The 15,096-nt window shown below is 64.3% G+C and carries 18 protein-coding genes; 7 read left to right on the top strand and 11 right to left on the bottom strand.

Features of this window, described 5'->3' with window-relative positions; genetic code table 11:
* Window positions 1–17: 17 nt before the first annotated feature.
* Together IAE38_RS20300 and IAE38_RS20295 are read right to left on the bottom strand one after the other, a co-directional pair.
* On the bottom strand, window positions 18–377 hold the full coding sequence (locus IAE38_RS20300) for a PilZ domain-containing protein (protein WP_201218970.1): 360 nt from the start codon (window positions 375–377) through the stop codon (window positions 18–20).
* A gap of 121 nt (window positions 378–498) precedes the next feature.
* Entirely contained in the window at window positions 499–885 is a 387-nt protein-coding gene (locus tag IAE38_RS20295; protein WP_028635129.1) for a tetratricopeptide repeat protein, read from the bottom strand.
* Window positions 886–1,044: 159 nt separating this feature from the next.
* Between IAE38_RS20295 and pyk the strand changes: the two genes are divergently transcribed.
* Window positions 1,045–2,499: a pyruvate kinase gene (gene pyk / locus IAE38_RS20290; RefSeq protein ID WP_201164026.1), complete on the top strand. Its 1,455-nt coding sequence runs from the start codon at window positions 1,045–1,047 to the stop codon at window positions 2,497–2,499.
* A gap of 54 nt (window positions 2,500–2,553) precedes the next feature.
* On the opposite strand, the gene IAE38_RS20285 is transcribed toward pyk, so the two are convergent.
* A complete protein-coding gene (locus IAE38_RS20285) occupies window positions 2,554–3,474 on the bottom strand; it encodes an iron-sulfur-binding ferredoxin reductase (protein WP_201218963.1) in 921 nt (306 codons plus the stop codon).
* A 243-nt stretch (window positions 3,475–3,717) separates the two neighbouring features.
* Between IAE38_RS20285 and IAE38_RS20280 the strand changes: the two genes are divergently transcribed.
* Window positions 3,718–5,241 (top strand): fumarate hydratase, encoded by a 1,524-nt coding sequence (locus IAE38_RS20280; RefSeq protein WP_009685641.1) that lies wholly within the window; start codon window positions 3,718–3,720, stop codon window positions 5,239–5,241.
* Between the two features lie 81 nt (window positions 5,242–5,322).
* On the opposite strand, the gene IAE38_RS20275 is transcribed toward IAE38_RS20280, so the two are convergent.
* Both IAE38_RS20275 and IAE38_RS20270 read right to left on the bottom strand, forming a co-directional pair.
* Window positions 5,323–6,195 (bottom strand): carbon-nitrogen hydrolase family protein, encoded by an 873-nt coding sequence (locus IAE38_RS20275; protein WP_201218961.1) that lies wholly within the window; start codon window positions 6,193–6,195, stop codon window positions 5,323–5,325.
* Window positions 6,192–6,782, bottom strand: a complete 591-nt coding sequence (locus tag IAE38_RS20270) for a GNAT family N-acetyltransferase (RefSeq protein WP_028635133.1) — start codon at window positions 6,780–6,782, stop codon at window positions 6,192–6,194. The genes IAE38_RS20275 and IAE38_RS20270 overlap by 4 nt, the downstream gene beginning before the upstream one ends.
* Before the next feature lie 115 nt (window positions 6,783–6,897).
* Between IAE38_RS20270 and IAE38_RS20265 the strand changes: the two genes are divergently transcribed.
* On the top strand, window positions 6,898–7,296 hold the full coding sequence (locus IAE38_RS20265) for a nuclear transport factor 2 family protein (RefSeq protein WP_201164023.1): 399 nt from the start codon (window positions 6,898–6,900) through the stop codon (window positions 7,294–7,296).
* A 9-nt stretch (window positions 7,297–7,305) separates the two neighbouring features.
* Here the strand turns inward: IAE38_RS20265 and IAE38_RS20260 are convergent, their stop codons facing one another.
* From IAE38_RS20260 to IAE38_RS20240, 5 genes are read right to left on the bottom strand one after another with little or no spacing between them, the layout of a single operon-like run.
* Window positions 7,306–7,884 (bottom strand): DJ-1/PfpI family protein, encoded by a 579-nt coding sequence (locus IAE38_RS20260; protein ID WP_060482479.1) that lies wholly within the window; start codon window positions 7,882–7,884, stop codon window positions 7,306–7,308.
* Between the two features lie 51 nt (window positions 7,885–7,935).
* A complete protein-coding gene (locus IAE38_RS20255; RefSeq protein WP_201218959.1) occupies window positions 7,936–9,093 on the bottom strand; it encodes a phospholipase D-like domain-containing protein in 1,158 nt (385 codons plus the stop codon).
* Between the two features lies 1 nt (window position 9,094).
* Window positions 9,095–9,676 (bottom strand): YceI family protein, encoded by a 582-nt coding sequence (locus IAE38_RS20250; protein WP_201218957.1) that lies wholly within the window; start codon window positions 9,674–9,676, stop codon window positions 9,095–9,097.
* A 45-nt stretch (window positions 9,677–9,721) separates the two neighbouring features.
* Window positions 9,722–10,018, bottom strand: coding sequence for an amidase (locus tag IAE38_RS20245; RefSeq protein WP_201164020.1), 297 nt, complete (start codon window positions 10,016–10,018; stop codon window positions 9,722–9,724).
* Window positions 10,015–11,091: a serine hydrolase domain-containing protein gene (locus IAE38_RS20240; RefSeq protein ID WP_201218955.1), complete on the bottom strand. Its 1,077-nt coding sequence runs from the start codon at window positions 11,089–11,091 to the stop codon at window positions 10,015–10,017. Before IAE38_RS20240 ends, IAE38_RS20245 begins: the two co-directional genes overlap by 4 nt.
* 199 nt (window positions 11,092–11,290) lie before the next feature.
* On the opposite strand from IAE38_RS20240, the gene olsB reads away from it, so the two are divergent.
* Together olsB and IAE38_RS20230 are read left to right on the top strand one after the other, a co-directional pair.
* Window positions 11,291–12,046 (top strand): L-ornithine N(alpha)-acyltransferase, encoded by a 756-nt coding sequence (olsB, locus tag IAE38_RS20235; RefSeq protein WP_028635140.1) that lies wholly within the window; start codon window positions 11,291–11,293, stop codon window positions 12,044–12,046.
* Complete coding sequence (locus tag IAE38_RS20230; RefSeq protein ID WP_201218953.1) at window positions 12,046–12,834, top strand: lysophospholipid acyltransferase family protein; 789 nt, start codon at window positions 12,046–12,048, stop codon at window positions 12,832–12,834. Before olsB ends, IAE38_RS20230 begins: the two co-directional genes overlap by 1 nt.
* A gap of 49 nt (window positions 12,835–12,883) precedes the next feature.
* On the opposite strand, the gene IAE38_RS20225 is transcribed toward IAE38_RS20230, so the two are convergent.
* Entirely contained in the window at window positions 12,884–13,468 is a 585-nt protein-coding gene (locus IAE38_RS20225) for an acyl carrier protein phosphodiesterase (RefSeq protein ID WP_201214147.1), read from the bottom strand.
* A gap of 151 nt (window positions 13,469–13,619) precedes the next feature.
* On the opposite strand from IAE38_RS20225, the gene IAE38_RS20220 reads away from it, so the two are divergent.
* Both IAE38_RS20220 and IAE38_RS20215 read left to right on the top strand, forming a co-directional pair.
* Complete coding sequence (locus tag IAE38_RS20220; protein WP_201218951.1) at window positions 13,620–13,922, top strand: ArsR/SmtB family transcription factor; 303 nt, start codon at window positions 13,620–13,622, stop codon at window positions 13,920–13,922.
* A 16-nt stretch (window positions 13,923–13,938) separates the two neighbouring features.
* Entirely contained in the window at window positions 13,939–14,988 is a 1,050-nt protein-coding gene (locus tag IAE38_RS20215; protein ID WP_201218948.1) for an alkene reductase, read from the top strand.
* Window positions 14,989–15,096: the final 108 nt, after the last annotated feature.

Here is a 15,096-nt window from a genome sequence, read left to right as displayed (position 1 = left end):
AGGGCGCCTACGGCAGGTCAGACGGGGGCGTTGGCGGCGCGAAAGCTGAAGTATTCCTGCAGTGACCTCACAAAGTCGTCGAATTCGCGCGGCGCCTGCAGCAGCATGAAGCCAGAATCGTAGTGCCCCGGGGTCTGGTCCTCACGGCACCACAGGCAACTGGCTGTCAGGTTGACGAACTGGTGCCCGCCGCCCTGCAACGGCAAGCGTAATTGCAGTTCGTAATCAGGGCCTACCAGCACGGGCAGCTCACTGATGACCATCAACCCGGCCTCCGACGCGTTCCCCAAAAGGCCGATCTCCTGACCGGTAAAACGGTTGAAGACCTGAAGAACGAAGGGTAATTGATGGCGTTGTATATTGCGCTTGTTGAACATGGCGGTTGATGCAGTCCGTTCCTGGCCAGGAATGCGTGGAACTGGCGGTTTTTGTAACAGCTGAGTTACAGATTAGCGCAGGGCGCCTGGTAACTCTCACAAAATAGAACACACCTTGGCATTATCGCCAAGGTGCAGTCGTCGCCGGCTTGGCGATGGCGGGCTCGCCACTGCGATAATGGCCGAGCCGCTCCAGTGTCTGCAGGCGCGCTTGCGCCCGGTAGGCGTATTCGTTGCCGGGGTAGCGCTGAATCAGGTACTGGTAGGTTTGAGCAGCATCCACGTACAGCGCCTGACGCTCCAGGCACTGGCCACGCAGCAATGCAACCTCGGGGTGGATGAACGGGCGGGCCCGGCTGGCACGGTCGACCTGGGACAACTCGAGCATGACCCGCTGGCAGTCGCCACGGTCGTAGGCGCGGTAGGCGTTGTTCAGGTGATGGTCCATCGACCAGCGGGTACAACCGACGGCGCTGGCGGCCAGGGCTAAAACGATCAGGGTGCGCATGGGTGTCTCCTTTGCTGTCCAGCTTATCGGCCGCTGCCGGCGTTTCTTCAGCCATGGCACGACGGGCTGTGGGTAGAGCATCAGGTAGTGAAACGGAAAAATGACTACAGCAAGATTCAGGAGTAGCCTTTCGCTGCGCTTCAATACAGGAGTCTGTGCATGACCATCCGCCGCACCAAAATCGTCGCCACCCTTGGCCCAGCCAGCAATTCGCCGGAAGTGATCGAACAACTGATCCATGCCGGCCTGGACGTGGCACGCCTGAACTTTTCTCACGGCACCCCGGACGAGCACAAGGCCCGCGCCCGCCTGATCCGTGACATCGCCGCCAAGAACGGCCGCCATGTCGCACTGCTGGGCGACCTGCAAGGCCCGAAGATCCGTATCGCCAAGTTCGCCAACAAGCGCATCGAATTGAAGATCGGTGACAAGTTCACCTTCTCCACCGCCCACCCGCTGACCGAAGGCAACCAGGATATCGTCGGTATCGACTACCCCGACCTGGTGAAGGACTGCGGCGTCGGTGACGAACTGCTGCTCGACGACGGCCGCGTGGTCATGCGCGTTGAAACCGCCACCGCAGACGCCCTGCACTGCGTGGTGATCATTGGTGGCCCGCTGTCGGACCACAAGGGCATCAACCGCAAAGGTGGTGGCCTGACCGCCCCGGCCCTGACCGAGAAGGACAAGGCCGACATCAAGCTGGCAGCCGAGATGGACCTGGACTACCTGGCCGTTTCCTTCCCTCGCGATGCCAGCGACATGGAATACGCCCGCAAGCTGCGTGACGAATCGGGCGGCAGCGCCTGGCTGGTCGCCAAGATCGAGCGCGCCGAGGCGGTTGCCGACGACGAAACCCTCGACAAGCTGATCGCCGCCTCCGACGCGGTGATGGTTGCCCGCGGTGACCTGGGTGTGGAAATCGGCGACGCCGAACTGATCGCCATCCAGAAGAAGATCATCCAGCACGCACGCCGCAACAACAAAGCGGTGATCGTGGCGACCCAGATGATGGAGTCGATGATCCAGAACCCGATGCCCACCCGTGCCGAAGTGTCCGACGTGGCCAACGCCGTGCTCGACAACACCGACGCGGTCATGCTGTCGGCCGAAAGTGCCGCCGGTGCTTACCCGATCGAAGCCGTGCAAGCCATGGCGCGCATCTGCCTGGGCGCCGAGAAGCACCCGACCAGCCAGCGCTCCAGCCACCGCCTGCACACCACCTTCGAGCGCTGTGACGAAAGCATCGCGCTGGCGGCCATGTACACCGCCAACCACTTCCCTGGGGTAAAGGCGATCATTGCCCTGACCGAAAGTGGCTACACCCCGTTGATCATGTCGCGCCTGCGCTCGCATGTGCCGATCTTCGCCCTGTCGCCACACCGTGCCACCCAGGCTCGCGCCTCGATGTTCCGCGGTGTGTACCCGATCGACTTCGACCCGGCATCGTTGCCGGCCGACAAGGTCAGCCAGGCAGCGGTCGACGAACTGCTCAAGCGTGGCCTGGTGGAACAGGGTGACTGGGTGATCCTGACCAAAGGCGACAGCTACCACACCATCGGTGGCACCAATGGCATGAAGATCCTGCATGTGGGTGATCCGCTGGTCGGTTGATCCAGCAACGCGTCAGGGGCCGCTTCGCGGCCCTATCGCAGGCAAGCCCGTCGGTCAGGCGTGCCCCACAAACACATCGGCGTACACCTGCCCCCGTGGCACCCCGGCGATGAACAGCCGGCGGGCAAAGCGTTCCACACGCGCCTGCCCACCGCACACCAGCGCCACAGTCTGCCGCGACGGCAGGCGCAAGCCGGCAAGCGCCTCGTCCATGTGCTCTGCCAGCACCAACTCCACACTCACCCCCTGCACCTTGCGCAGTGCACCGGCCAGATAATGCCCGGCACCGTCGTGCGCCACATGCACGAGCCTGATCTCACCCTGATGCCCCTGGCGCAGCGCCTCGCGCAAGATACCCCACAGCGGGGCCAGGCCCGTGCCTGCCGCCAGCAGCCACAGCGGCCGCGCCTGCCAGTCCGGGTCGTAATGAAGGGCCCCGCCGCGCAGCTCGCCCAAGCGCACCGGGTCACCCACCTGCACAGCCCGGGCAAGGTCACAAAACGCGCCGGGGTGACGGCAGTCGATATGAAATTCAAGGCATTCGTCCTCACCCGGCAAACTGGCGAGGGAATAGGGCCGTGCCACGCCGCCCAGCCACAGCACCACGTGCTGCCCGGCCTGGTAGCGCAGCGGCCGCTCCGGCCGCAGTTGCAGGCGCAGCACCGTGCCTGCCCAGCCCAGCGCGGCCACCGTGGCCGTCACGCCATGCTGGCGCGGGTCGAACAACGCCACCTGCAAGTTCTCGACTACCCGGCACTGGCAGGCCAGCCGCCAGCCCTGGGCATGCTTGTCCAGGGCCAGGGCCTCGGGCAGCGCATCCAGCGGTTGCCCGGCCAGGCATTGCACAAGGCAGGCATGGCAGCTACCAGCCCTGCAGCTGTAGGGTACGTTCAGGCCAGCGTCGTTCAGGGCATCCAGCAGGTTGCTGCCGTTCGGTACTGTCCAGCGGTGCTCACCCACGCAGAGTTCGGGCATGTTCGGTACAGTCTCCGGTGAATGGGGTGGTGTAGGCCGATTCTACGGCAGCAAAAAGGATGCCGGCCAGCGACCGACCAAGGTCCGCATCGGCTGCAGGTGTGCCAGGCCCTGATGCGCGCTATACTGCCGCGCCTTTTTACGTCGGCCTGACCTGCCGGCGCCTGCAAGGCGCTTCGACACGCTGGTCGGCACCGTCGAGCGCCGTAATGAATGTTCCCGTCTTCAAGAGGAGCGCGCTGCATGACCGTGATCAAGCAAGACGACCTGATTCAGAGCGTCGCCGATGCCCTGCAATTCATTTCGTACTACCACCCCGTCGATTTCATCCAGGCCATGCACGAGGCCTACCTGCGCGAAGAGTCGCCGGCTGCACGCGATTCCATCGCCCAGATCCTGATCAACTCGCGCATGTGCGCCACCGGCCACCGCCCGATCTGCCAGGACACCGGTATCGTCACCGTGTTCGTGCGCGTGGGCATGGACGTGCGCTGGGACGGCGCCACCCTGAGCGTCGACGACATGATCAACGAAGGTGTGCGCCGCGCCTACAACCTGCCTGAAAACGTGCTGCGTGCATCGATCCTGGCCGACCCGGCCGGCGCTCGCAAGAACACCAAGGACAACACCCCGGCCGTTATCCATTACTCCATCGTCCCCGGCGACAAGGTTGAAGTGGACGTGGCCGCCAAGGGTGGCGGTTCGGAGAACAAGTCGAAGATGGCCATGCTCAACCCATCCGACTCCATCGTCGACTGGGTTCTCAAGACCGTGCCGACCATGGGCGCCGGCTGGTGCCCGCCTGGCATGCTCGGCATCGGCATCGGCGGCACCGCCGAGAAGGCCGCCGTCATGGCCAAGGAAGTGTTGATGGAATCCATCGACATCCACGAGCTCAAGGCCCGTGGCCCGCAGAACCGCCTGGAAGAAATTCGCCTGGAGCTGTTCGAAAAGGTCAACCAACTGGGCATCGGTGCCCAGGGCCTGGGTGGCCTCACCACCGTGCTCGACGTCAAGATCATGGACTACCCGACCCACGCCGCTTCGCTGCCGGTGTGCATGATCCCCAACTGCGCCGCCACCCGCCACGCCCACTTCGTGCTCGATGGCTCGGGCCCGGCTGAGCTGGAAGCCCCGTCGCTGGACGCCTACCCGGAAATCGTCTGGGAAGCTGGCCCAAGCGCTCGCCGCGTCAACCTCGACGACATCACCCCGGAAGAAGTCGCCAGCTGGAAGCCGGGCGAAACCATCCTGCTCAACGGCAAGATGCTCACCGGCCGCGACGCTGCCCACAAGCGCATGGTCGAAATGCTCAACCGTGGCGAAGCGCTGCCGGTCGACCTGAAAGGCCGCTTCATCTACTACGTGGGCCCGGTCGACCCGGTGGGTGACGAAGTCGTTGGCCCAGCCGGCCCGACCACCGCCACGCGGATGGACAAATTCACCCGTCAAATCCTTGAGCAGACCGGCCTGCTGGGCATGATCGGCAAGTCCGAGCGCGGCCCGACCGCTATCGAGGCGATCAAGGACAACAAGGCCGTGTACCTGATGGCCGTGGGTGGCGCTGCCTACCTGGTGGCCCAGGCCATCCGCAAGTCGAAGGTGCTGGCCTTCGCCGAGCTGGGCATGGAAGCGATCTACGAGTTCGAGGTCAAGGACATGCCGGTTACCGTCGCGGTAGACAGTAACGGTGAGTCTGTGCACATCACGGGCCCTGCCCTGTGGCAGAGCAAGATTGCCCAGAGCCTGGCAGTCGAAGTGAAGTAAAACCTGCCTCGCCGGCAAGCCCGCTCCCATTGCGTTACCCCTGTGGGAGCGGGCCTGACTGCGATGCAAGCATCACGGTCATCACAGCATTCTTTCAAACTGCTCCGGCCAGTCCCGCCAGGTAAAAACCTGCCCTTCCCGCCGTACCCGCCGCACCTCTTCCAGGTCCAGGTCACACACCAGCCACTGGCTGCCGACCGGGTCGAGCCCTTCACTCAAAGCCATCACCCCATCACCCGGCATGCCGTGATCCGGCGGTACGAACAGCCCTGCCCGGCCGATGTTTTCGTCCAGTGCCGGCGACCACGGCGCACGGCCCACCGTGGGGCTCTGCAACACGGCAATCTGGTTTTCCAGCGCACGCGCCTGGGCACCGATGCGCACCCGGTGGTAACCCGCCTCGGTGTCGGTGCAGCTCGGCGCCAGGATCAGGTCGGCCCCCTGCTCAGCGAGCCGACGGGCCAGCAGGGGGAACTCGTTGTCATAGCAGACCAGAATGCCCAGGCGCCCCAGCTCGGTATCGAACACCTGCAAACCCTGCCCGGCGGCAATCCCCCACTGCTCCCGCTCGAAGCGGGTCATCATCAGTTTGTCCTGATACCCCAGGCAGCCCTGCGGGCCGAACAGCCAGGCGCGGTTGCGGTACAACCCGTCACCGTCCAGCACCGGCAGCGTGCCCGGCTGCAGGTACACATTCCAGCGCTTGGCAATACTCGCGCACAGCGCCTTCCACGGCTCGATCAGCGGCTGCATGGCAGCAATCGATGTGCCCAGGTCGCCCCGCTGCCGCGCCGAAAGCTGGCCACTGAGTACCAGCCCGGCGTATTCCGGTAACAGCAGCAGGCGGGCGCCAGCGTCCACGGCCTCGGCGCACAGCGCCTGCAGGTGGCCGGCATAGGCGTCCCAGGTTTCGTGCAGCTCGATTGCATACTGGCAAGCCGCAACGCGGATCACAGTGGCAATTCCTTGAGCCAGAACGACATCAGTTTGTCGGAGCTTTCCGGTTCATCCAGGTCACGCCATGCGTAACGAGTGCGCAACGATGGGTCGTGCAGAAACCCCCGGTTGCGCCAGAAGCCATGCAGTGGCTTGTAGTCAGCCGGCCTTCGCGGGTGCACCCCAGGCCGTTCGACGGCGCAAAACGCGCAGTAGTCGAACTCGGCCAGCTTGTGCGCGTAAGACTCACGCTCGATGAAAAAGCGCACACCCAGGCCCTGCCCCCGGTACTCGGGCAGCACCACCGATTCACCGAAGTAATAGACGCTGGCCGGGTCACGCCCCTGGGCCAGAAACGGCTGCTGCAGCTCGGGTGCCACATCCACCAGCGGCAGGCCGGTGGAGGCGCCCACCACCTTGCCGTCGTCCAGTGCCAGCACCACAAGACTGCGCCCAGAGCGGGCATAGGTGGCGAGGTAGTCGGCTTCATACTCGGGCGAGCCGTCGTAGAGGTAGGGGAACTCGCGGAACACGTTCAGGCGCAGACGAGCGAGGTCATCGATGTAAGGCGCGATAGCGGCGCCGTGCAACAGGCGTATTTCCATGCTTGGCGGTCGTTTTGTCGATGTGGATGACGCGCTCGGCTAAGCCGGGCTTGAGGGGAAACCCTATCATCCGGGCCAACGACGCGCCTTTTCCCTACACGACAGGTATTGTTCCATGACCGCTACCGAACTGGTAAATGCTTACTACACCGCTTTCAATGCGGGCGACATGCCAGCCTTTCTCGCGCTGCTCAGCGAAGACGTGATCCACGACATCAACCAGGGTGAGCGGCAGATGGGCAAGGCCAGCTTCGCGGCCTTCATGGGCAAGATGAACCGCTGCTACCGCGAGCGCCTGGCCGACATCGTCGTCATGCAGAACGCCGACGGCAGCCGCGCGGCCGCCGAGTTCACCGTGCACGGCCAGTACCTGGAAGCCGATGAAGGCCTGCCGGCCGCCAAGGGGCAGACCTACGTGCTACCGGCCGGAGCCTTCTTCTACATCCACTGCGGGAAGATTGCCCGCGTGACCAACTACTACAACCTCAACGACTGGGTCGAGCAGGTTGCCTGAGCCACGCGCTTACGAGATGCGGGTGCCCAGCACTTTCAGGAAGGCCGCCAGCCACGCCGGGTGCGCAGGCCAGGCAGGCGCGGTGACCAGGTTGCCATCCACATGGGCCTGGTCGACCGCGATGTCGATGAATGTGCCCCCTGCCAGGCGCACTTCCGGCGCACACGCCGGGTAGGCGCTGCACTCGCGGCCTTTGAGCACCCCCGCGGCCGCCAGCAGTTGCGCACCATGACACACGGCGGCAATCGGCTTGCCGGCCTGGTCGAAGGCGCGCACCAGGTCCAGCACCTTCTCGTTCAGGCGCAGGTATTCAGGGGCCCGGCCGCCGGGGATCAGCAGGGCGTCATAGCTTTCGGGGCGAGCCCGCACAAAGTCGTGGTTCAGGGCAAAATGGTGCCCGGGCTTTTCGCTGTAGGTCTGCTCGCCCTCGAAGTCGTGGATGGCTGTGCGCACGGTCTGCCCCGCGACCTTTTCCGGGCACACCGCATGCACCGTATGGCCGACCATGCTCAGCGCCTGGAACGGCACCATGGCCTCGTAATCTTCCACGTAGTCGCCCACCAGCATGAGAATCTTCTTCGCCGTCATCGCATCCACTCCATCCATTGCCTGTGAACTGTCATCCCACCATAGCCGCTCTCAGTCGCGGCGGTCGAGCAGGTTGGCCACCAGCCGGTCCAGCCAGCCCCAGACGCGCTGCTTCACCCGTCGCCACAGTGGCCGCGCATTCCAGTGGTCCAGGTCGACTTCCTGGCTTTGCGCAAAATCGCGCTCGAAGCTGGCGACCACGGCGGCCGTCAGCGCCGGGTCCAGTGCCTCGATGTTGGCTTCGAGGTTGAAGCGCAGGTTCCAGTGATCGAAGTTGCACGAACCGATGCTTACCCAGTCATCCACCACCACCATTTTCAGGTGCAGGAAACACGGCTGGTATTCGAAGATCCGCACGCCGGCACGCAACAGGCGGGGGTAATAGCGGTGCCCGGCATAGCGGACCGACGGGTGATCGGTGCGCGGGCCGGTCAGCAGCAGGCGCACATCCACCCCCTTGCCAGCGGCGCGGCGCAACGAGCGGCGCACGCTCCAGGTGGGTAGAAAATAAGGCGTGGCCAGCCACACACGCTGGGTGCCGCTGTTAAGCGCGCGCACCAGCGCGTGCAGGATGTCCTGGTGCTGGCGGGCGTCGGCATAGGCTACCCGGCCCAGACCCTGCCCCTTCGCCGGCACTTTGGGCAAGCGCGGCAGGCCAAACCCTTCGGCAGGGCGCCAAGCCGTGCGACGGTGGTTGGCCTGCCACTGGCGGTCGAACAGCAACTGCCAGTCGCTCACCACCGGGCCCTGTATCTGCACCATCACTTCATGCCAATCGCTGGCAGCAGCGTCTGGCCGCCAGAATTCGTCGGTCACACCCGTGCCGCCCACCACCGCCCAGCGCTCGTCCACCAACAGCAACTTGCGATGATCGCGGTAGAGGTTGCGCAAGCCACGCTTCCAGTGCAGGCGGTTGTACCAGCGCAGGTAGACACCGGCATCCACCAGGCGCTGGCGCAACACGCTGTTGAAGGCCAGGGAGCCGTAGTCATCGAACAGGCAGCGCACCCGCACACCGCGCCGGGCGGTGTGTTCAAGGGCCTGGACCACAGCCTCGGCGCAGGTGCCTGCTTCGACCAGGTACAACTCTAGGTCGACCTGGGTTTGGGCGCCGCCGATGGCCGCGAGCATGCGCGGAAAAAATTCGGGGCCATCGATCAGCAGTTCGAACTGGTTGCCATCCCGCCAGGGGAAGACTGGCCCCGGCATGTCAGCGGGCGGTGAAGATCAGCACCGCATTCACCGGCACCGAGGGGTTGATGGATTTGAGCTTGGCGAACTTGCGCAGGGTTTCCAGCCCTGGCAGCAGGCCGAAGTCTTCGGCACGCAGCACTAGCGGCTCCAAGGTCACCACCTGGAAACGCCGCTGGTCCAGGCGCGTTGCCAGCAACAGGGCATCGTAGTTGTGCGACTGGCCATGCAAGGTCACGGTCACCGGCAGGCGCAGTTCGATCTGCGCACCGTCGGCCAGGTCGTTGATGGGCCGCAGGTCCAGTTGCGCCTGTACCTGCGCCTCGGCAAAGCGGCCGACTTCGAACAGGTCGTCGCGCATACGCTCATCCCTCAACGGGATGCCGCTGCTGACCGAATCCATCTCGATGCGCAGCCCTGCAACACCCTTGCGGTCGACCGACCCATGCAACACGAGAAAACGGTGCACTTCAGCCGTGTCGCCGTTCTTGCCGGTAATGAAGGACAACCGTGACGATTCCCCGTCGAGGTGCCAGTTGGCCTGTACAGGTAGGCAGAATGCCAGCAGCAAGGCCGGCAGCAGGCGGGGCAGTATGAACATGATGGATCTCGTAAAACCAGGCCGCCAACCTTACCGCGCCGCTCTTCATGGCAGCAAGCGGCAGCCTGCACGTGGGCCCTGCCAGCGCGCCTGTGCACGTTGGCCCAAGCCCTCGGCAGTGATCTGCCGCTGAAGGGTGTTTTCCTGTAGATGGCTCAAGGGCAACCACTGTTTGACGTAGGCGCCGCAGTATTCAGGTGTGAACCCCATGACGAAGCGACACGAGCAGTACTCCTTGGCCGAGTAGGCGGCAAGGATACCCGGGAAATCGCCCAGCGCCTGGCGTTCACTCCAGGCCCACCCGCACAGCGCCACTACCAACAGCCATGCTACCCGCTTCATCCGCCCGGCCCTGCCAACGCCGCCAGCACGCGCTTGAGCAACGCGTCATGCCGGTAGCTGGCGTCACGGTCATCGGCATAGCGCACGATGACCAGGTTCTGCTCCGGTACCACATACAGCGCCTGGCCCCAATGCCCCAAGGCAGCGTAGGTGCCTGCCGGTGCACTCGGCCAGGGCCGTTGGCCATCGGCGTCTGGCTGGTTCAGCCACCAGTGGCCGCCGGGGCTGGGCTCACCGGGCTCACGGCGGGCATTGGCAAATGGCGTGCGGTTGAACGCCACCCAGTCAGCGGGCAGCAACTGCCGGCCATGCCAGCGGCCATCGCGCAGCATCAGCAGGCCGATACGGGCCAGGTCGCGGGCAGTCAAGTACAGGTAGGAGGAGCCAACGAAGGTGCCGGCAGCGTCACGTTCCCACACCGCGCTGTCGATGCCCAGCGGCGTGAACAAGGCCTGCCAGGGGTAATCCGGGTACTGCGCGGTGCCCAGCATGCCGCGCAGGCCGGCGGCTAACAGGTTGCTGTCACCGCTGGAGTACACAAATTGCTGGCCAGCCGGCGCCGCCGCCTCGTGGCTGGCCGCATAGGCCGCCATATCGCTGCGGCCTCGGGTGTACAGCATGGCCACCACCGAAGACTTGAGCGGCGCGTATTCGTAATCCTCCTGCCATTGCAACCCACTGGCCCAATGCAGCAGGTCAATCATGCGCACGTCCGGGTGCGCGGCCATGGCGGGATAGAAGCGCGCCAGCGGGTCTTGCAAATGGAAGCGGCCTTGCCCGTAGGCCACCCCAAGCACGGTGGCGAGCACGCTTTTACTCACCGACCAGGTGAGGTGTGCAGTGCTGGCGGTGGTTGGCGCGGCGTAGCGTTCGTGAACGATGCGCCCGTCGCGGACGATCAGCAGGGCATCGGTGCGGATGCCATCACGCCCGGCGCCGGTGCGCGATGGGAACGCATAGGCGTCCACCGCTTGCCAGTCCAGCGTATCGGGTGCGCGCTGCCAGTGCGCATCAGGCCACGGCTCAGCCTGGGCGGTGGTGAGGCTTAGAAACAGCAACAGGCCTTTGAGCATTGCGGTTCGGGCTCTCTGTAGCAGGCATCGATGATGTGCGCAGCAGGCTACGACCCTTTCGTGACAGTTGCGCAGTGCTGGCAGGTGTCATGCAAGCATCACCAAAGGTTCATGGGGGTGACACCGGGTCTACCTAGGCTGACCTTGCACAACAAAGCCGACCGGCCGCTCTTCCATGGCTGGCTTATGGAGACTCGCAATGACTCGGATCGCTCACACTGGCGACAACAGCACCGAACGCCGTCTGCAAGCCGAACGCCTGGTTGGCGAAGCGGCCCTTCAGGAAGCCCAGGCCTTGCGCTATCAAGTATTCAGCGCGGAGTTCAAAGCCAAGCTCAAAGGTGCCGAGCACGGCCTGGACAGGGATGACTACGACGTTCACTGCCGCCACATTGGTGTGCGTGACCTGAATACCGGCAAGCTGGTGGCTACCACTCGCCTGCTCGACCACCAGGCCGCCAGCAGCCTGGGCCGCTTCTACAGCGAAGAAGAGTTCAGCCTGCATGGCCTGGTGCAGTTGCAAGGCCCGATCCTGGAACTGGGCCGTACCTGCGTTGCCCCCGACTACCGCAACGGCGGCACCATCGCCGTGTTGTGGGGTGAACTGGCCGAAGTGCTCAACGAGGGGCGCTACAGCTACCTGATGGGCTGCGCCAGCATTCCCATGCAGGACGGCGGTATCCAGGCTCACGCGGTGATGCAGCGCCTGCGCGAGCGCTACCTGTGCACCGAGCACCTGCGTGCCGAGCCACGTAACCCGCTGCCCAAACTGGCCTTGCCCAGCAACGTGATCGCAGAAATGCCACCCCTGCTCAAGGCCTACATGCGCCTGGGGGCGAAGATCTGCGGTGAACCGTGCTGGGACCAGGACTTCCAGGTGGCCGATGTGTTCATCCTGCTCAAACGCGACGAGTTGTGCCCGCGTTATGCCCGCCACTTCAAGGCGGCAGTCTGATGACCAGGCTGCGGGTGCTGGCCCGCCTGTGCCGGCTGCTGATGGTGGTAGTACTGGGCATGCTGATGGCAAGCGTGATCGCCGTGGGCGAACGCCTTGGCGTAAAAGCCAACCTTGAACGCCGTCAGCGCTGGAGCTGCATGTTCATGAAGCGCCTGGTGGCTGCCCTGCCCTTCGACGTGCAGGTACGCGGCCAACTGCCGCGCCAGCCGATGCTGTGGGTCAGCAACCACGTGTCCTGGACCGATATCCCACTGCTGGGCATGCTGTTGCCGCTGTCGTTCCTGTCCAAGGCCGAAGTGCGGCACTGGCCGGTCGCCGGCTGGCTGGCCGAGCAGGCCGGCACCCTGTTCATCCGCCGTGGCGGGGGCGATGGCCAGCGCCTGCGCGAGCAGATCAGCGAGCAGTTGGGCCAGGCCAGGCCGCTGCTGATTTTCCCCGAAGGCACCACCACGGATGGTTCCCAATTGCGCACCTTCCATGGCCGCTTGCTGGCTGGGGCAATTGACCAGGGCGTGGCGGTGCAGCCGGTTGCCATCGAGTACCTGCGCGACGGCAAGCCTGACCCTGTTGCCCCGTTCATTGGCGATGATGACCTGGTGTCGCACCTCATGCGCCTGTTCGCACAGCCACGCAGCCAGGTACACATCCACCTGTTACCACCGGTTCAGAGTGCGGGCAAGGAGCGCGCGGTGCTGGCCCTGCAGGCACAACAAGCCATCCAGGTGGCATTGTTCGGCTTCGAAGTCGTAGCAGCAGCCCCGCGCCGCCAGCCTAAGGCCGCTTGAGCAAATCGCCCCGTCGCTCGCGATGCGCCGCAAACGTGGCGCACTCCCCCTACCTGCCCACCTCCAACTGCAGCGCCGCAAAACCCTGCAGCTGCGGGTAAAACGCTCGGAAGTCCGCCAACAACGGCTCATACAACCGTTCAAGCTCCCCCATCACCCCCTCCATGCCCTCCGGGCGCGACAGCCGCCGGGCGATGCCATTGAAAACGTGCTCAAGCACCGCAAAATCTCCGTATGCCCCCAGCCAGTCATCGGCTGCCATGGAAGGTGCGATGCGCCCCAGCCGCCCCGGCAGTTCAGGCTCGGCCAGCAGTACCCGATAGAACTGCGCGGTGAACTCGCCCAGGGGCTGCTTGGCATAATCGTGCCAGTGCCGCGCCAGGCAATGGTCGAAGAACACATCCAGCACAATCCCGGCAAAGCGCCGACGCTCACGCGGAAAGCGCGCCAGCGCGGCAAGTACCAAGGGGTGCTGGTCGGTGTAGCTGTCGATACGGCGGTGCAAGCGAATGGCCGCTTCCAGCGTGGGTGGAAAACGCCCTTCCAGCGAGCCCTTGACGAAGTCACCGTACAGGCTGCCGAGCATTTGCTGGGGTTCGGGGCCCCCAAGGTGCAGATGTGCAAGATAATTCATGGCCGCAGTCTAGCACCCCGGCACTCGTATATCGCTGGAGGGCGATATACCGATCAGCGATCAGCTGATAACGCTTTCATATTTGTATATCGCGAAATACCGATGTAGGTTTCGCCCTATCGCGATATACCGCTACAGCAAGAGCCACACCATGCCACTCGATCTCGACGACATCATAAAAGCACTGGCACACCCGGCCAGGCGAGAAATCCTCGGCTGGTTGAAAGACCCGGCCACGCACTTCCCGGACCAGTACCACAGCACCGAAAACGGTGTATGTGCCGGGCAGATAGACCAGCGCTGCGCACTGTCGCAGTCCACCGTTTCTGCCCACCTGGCCATTTTGCAGCGTGCCGGGCTGATCACCAGCCAGAAGATTGGCCAATGGCACTTCTTCAAGCGCAACGAAGTCACCATCAAGGCGTTTCTCGAACAACTGCGCCAAGCCCTCTGACCAGCAGGTAACCGCTATGACCACGCTTTTCGATCCAATCACCCTGGGCGACCTGGAACTGCCCAACCGCATCATCATGGCCCCACTCACCCGCTGCCGGGCAGACGCCGACCGCGTGCCCACCGCACTGATGGCTGAGTACTATGTGCAACGGGCCAGTGCCGGGCTCATCCTCAGCGAGGCCACCTCGGTCAGCGCCATGGGCGTCGGCTACCCGGACACGCCCGGCATCTGGAACGATGAGCAGGTACGCGGCTGGAACAATGTCACCAAGGCGGTGCACGCTGCTGGCGGGCGCATCTTCCTGCAGCTGTGGCATGTGGGCCGCATTTCCCACCCCAGCTACCTGAACGGCGAACTGCCGGTGGCCCCGAGCGCCATCCAGCCCAAAGGCCACGTAAGCCTGGTGCGGCCCCTCAGCGACTACCCCACCCCGCGCGCGCTGGAAACCGAAGAAATTCGCGACATCGTCGAGGCCTACCGCAGCGGTGCCGAAAACGCCAAGGCCGCAGGTTTTGATGGGGTGGAGATTCACGGTGCCAACGGCTACCTGCTGGATCAGTTCCTGCAGAGCAGCACCAACCAGCGCAGCGACCGCTACGGCGGCTCACTCGAAAACCGTGCGCGCCTGCTGCTGGAAGTGACCGATGTGGTTATCGAGGTGTGGGGCGCCGAGCGCGTGGGCATGCACCTGGCACCCCGTGCCGACGCCCACGACATGGGCGATGCCGACCGCGCAGAAACCTTCACCTATGTCGCCCAGCAGCTGGGCAAGCGCGGCATTGCCTTCATCTGCTCGCGCGAGCGCGAAGCCGACGACAGCCTGGGCCCGCTGATCAAGCAGGCATTCGGCGGCCCCTATATCGTCAACGAGCGTTTCGACAAAGCCAGTGCCAACGCAGCCCTGGCCAACGGCAAGGCAGATGCAGTGGCGTTTGGCGTGCCGTTCATTGCCAACCCCGACCTGCCGGCGCGGCTGGCGGCCGATGCCCCGTTGAACGAAGCCCACCCGGAAACCTTTTACGGCAACGGTGCGGTTGGTTACATCGATTATCCCCGCCTGTAGGCACGAAGCTCGCGATGGGGGGCGCAGCGCGCCCCTGTACTCCATGATTGATGCTGATACCGCTGGGGCTGCGTTGCAGCCCATCGCGACCTGCGGTCGCTCCTACAG

Origin of the sequence: Pseudomonas sp. S32, from assembly GCF_016648095.1 — a bacterium.
GTDB lineage: Bacteria > Pseudomonadota > Gammaproteobacteria > Pseudomonadales > Pseudomonadaceae > Aquipseudomonas > Aquipseudomonas parafulva.
Note: the sequence above shows the minus strand (reverse complement) of the source record. Positions and strands in the feature narration are given on the sequence as shown.

What these genes read in the sequence shown, in the direction of transcription:
- IAE38_RS20260 (WP_060482479.1), bottom strand. Translation starts at nt 7,884, where the DNA reads ATGACGGCGAAGAAGATTCTCATGCTGGTGGGCGACTACGTGGAAGAT.
- IAE38_RS20255 (WP_201218959.1), bottom strand. Translation starts at nt 9,093, where the DNA reads ATGCCGGGGCCAGTCTTCCCCTGGCGGGATGGCAACCAGTTCGAACTG.
- IAE38_RS20215 (WP_201218948.1), top strand. Translation starts at nt 13,939, where the DNA reads ATGACCACGCTTTTCGATCCAATCACCCTGGGCGACCTGGAACTGCCC.
- IAE38_RS20295 (WP_028635129.1), bottom strand. Translation starts at nt 885, where the DNA reads ATGCGCACCCTGATCGTTTTAGCCCTGGCCGCCAGCGCCGTCGGTTGT.
- IAE38_RS20230 (WP_201218953.1), top strand. Translation starts at nt 12,046, where the DNA reads ATGACCAGGCTGCGGGTGCTGGCCCGCCTGTGCCGGCTGCTGATGGTG.
- IAE38_RS20265 (WP_201164023.1), top strand. Translation starts at nt 6,898, where the DNA reads ATGACCGCTACCGAACTGGTAAATGCTTACTACACCGCTTTCAATGCG.
- pyk (WP_201164026.1), top strand. Translation starts at nt 1,045, where the DNA reads ATGACCATCCGCCGCACCAAAATCGTCGCCACCCTTGGCCCAGCCAGC.
- IAE38_RS20245 (WP_201164020.1), bottom strand. Translation starts at nt 10,018, where the DNA reads ATGAAGCGGGTAGCATGGCTGTTGGTAGTGGCGCTGTGCGGGTGGGCC.
- IAE38_RS20300 (WP_201218970.1), bottom strand. Translation starts at nt 377, where the DNA reads ATGTTCAACAAGCGCAATATACAACGCCATCAATTACCCTTCGTTCTT.
- olsB (WP_028635140.1), top strand. Translation starts at nt 11,291, where the DNA reads ATGACTCGGATCGCTCACACTGGCGACAACAGCACCGAACGCCGTCTG.
- IAE38_RS20220 (WP_201218951.1), top strand. Translation starts at nt 13,620, where the DNA reads ATGCCACTCGATCTCGACGACATCATAAAAGCACTGGCACACCCGGCC.
- IAE38_RS20225 (WP_201214147.1), bottom strand. Translation starts at nt 13,468, where the DNA reads ATGAATTATCTTGCACATCTGCACCTTGGGGGCCCCGAACCCCAGCAA.
- IAE38_RS20285 (WP_201218963.1), bottom strand. Translation starts at nt 3,474, where the DNA reads ATGCCCGAACTCTGCGTGGGTGAGCACCGCTGGACAGTACCGAACGGC.
- IAE38_RS20250 (WP_201218957.1), bottom strand. Translation starts at nt 9,676, where the DNA reads ATGTTCATACTGCCCCGCCTGCTGCCGGCCTTGCTGCTGGCATTCTGC.
- IAE38_RS20280 (WP_009685641.1), top strand. Translation starts at nt 3,718, where the DNA reads ATGACCGTGATCAAGCAAGACGACCTGATTCAGAGCGTCGCCGATGCC.
- IAE38_RS20270 (WP_028635133.1), bottom strand. Translation starts at nt 6,782, where the DNA reads ATGGAAATACGCCTGTTGCACGGCGCCGCTATCGCGCCTTACATCGAT.
- IAE38_RS20240 (WP_201218955.1), bottom strand. Translation starts at nt 11,091, where the DNA reads ATGCTCAAAGGCCTGTTGCTGTTTCTAAGCCTCACCACCGCCCAGGCT.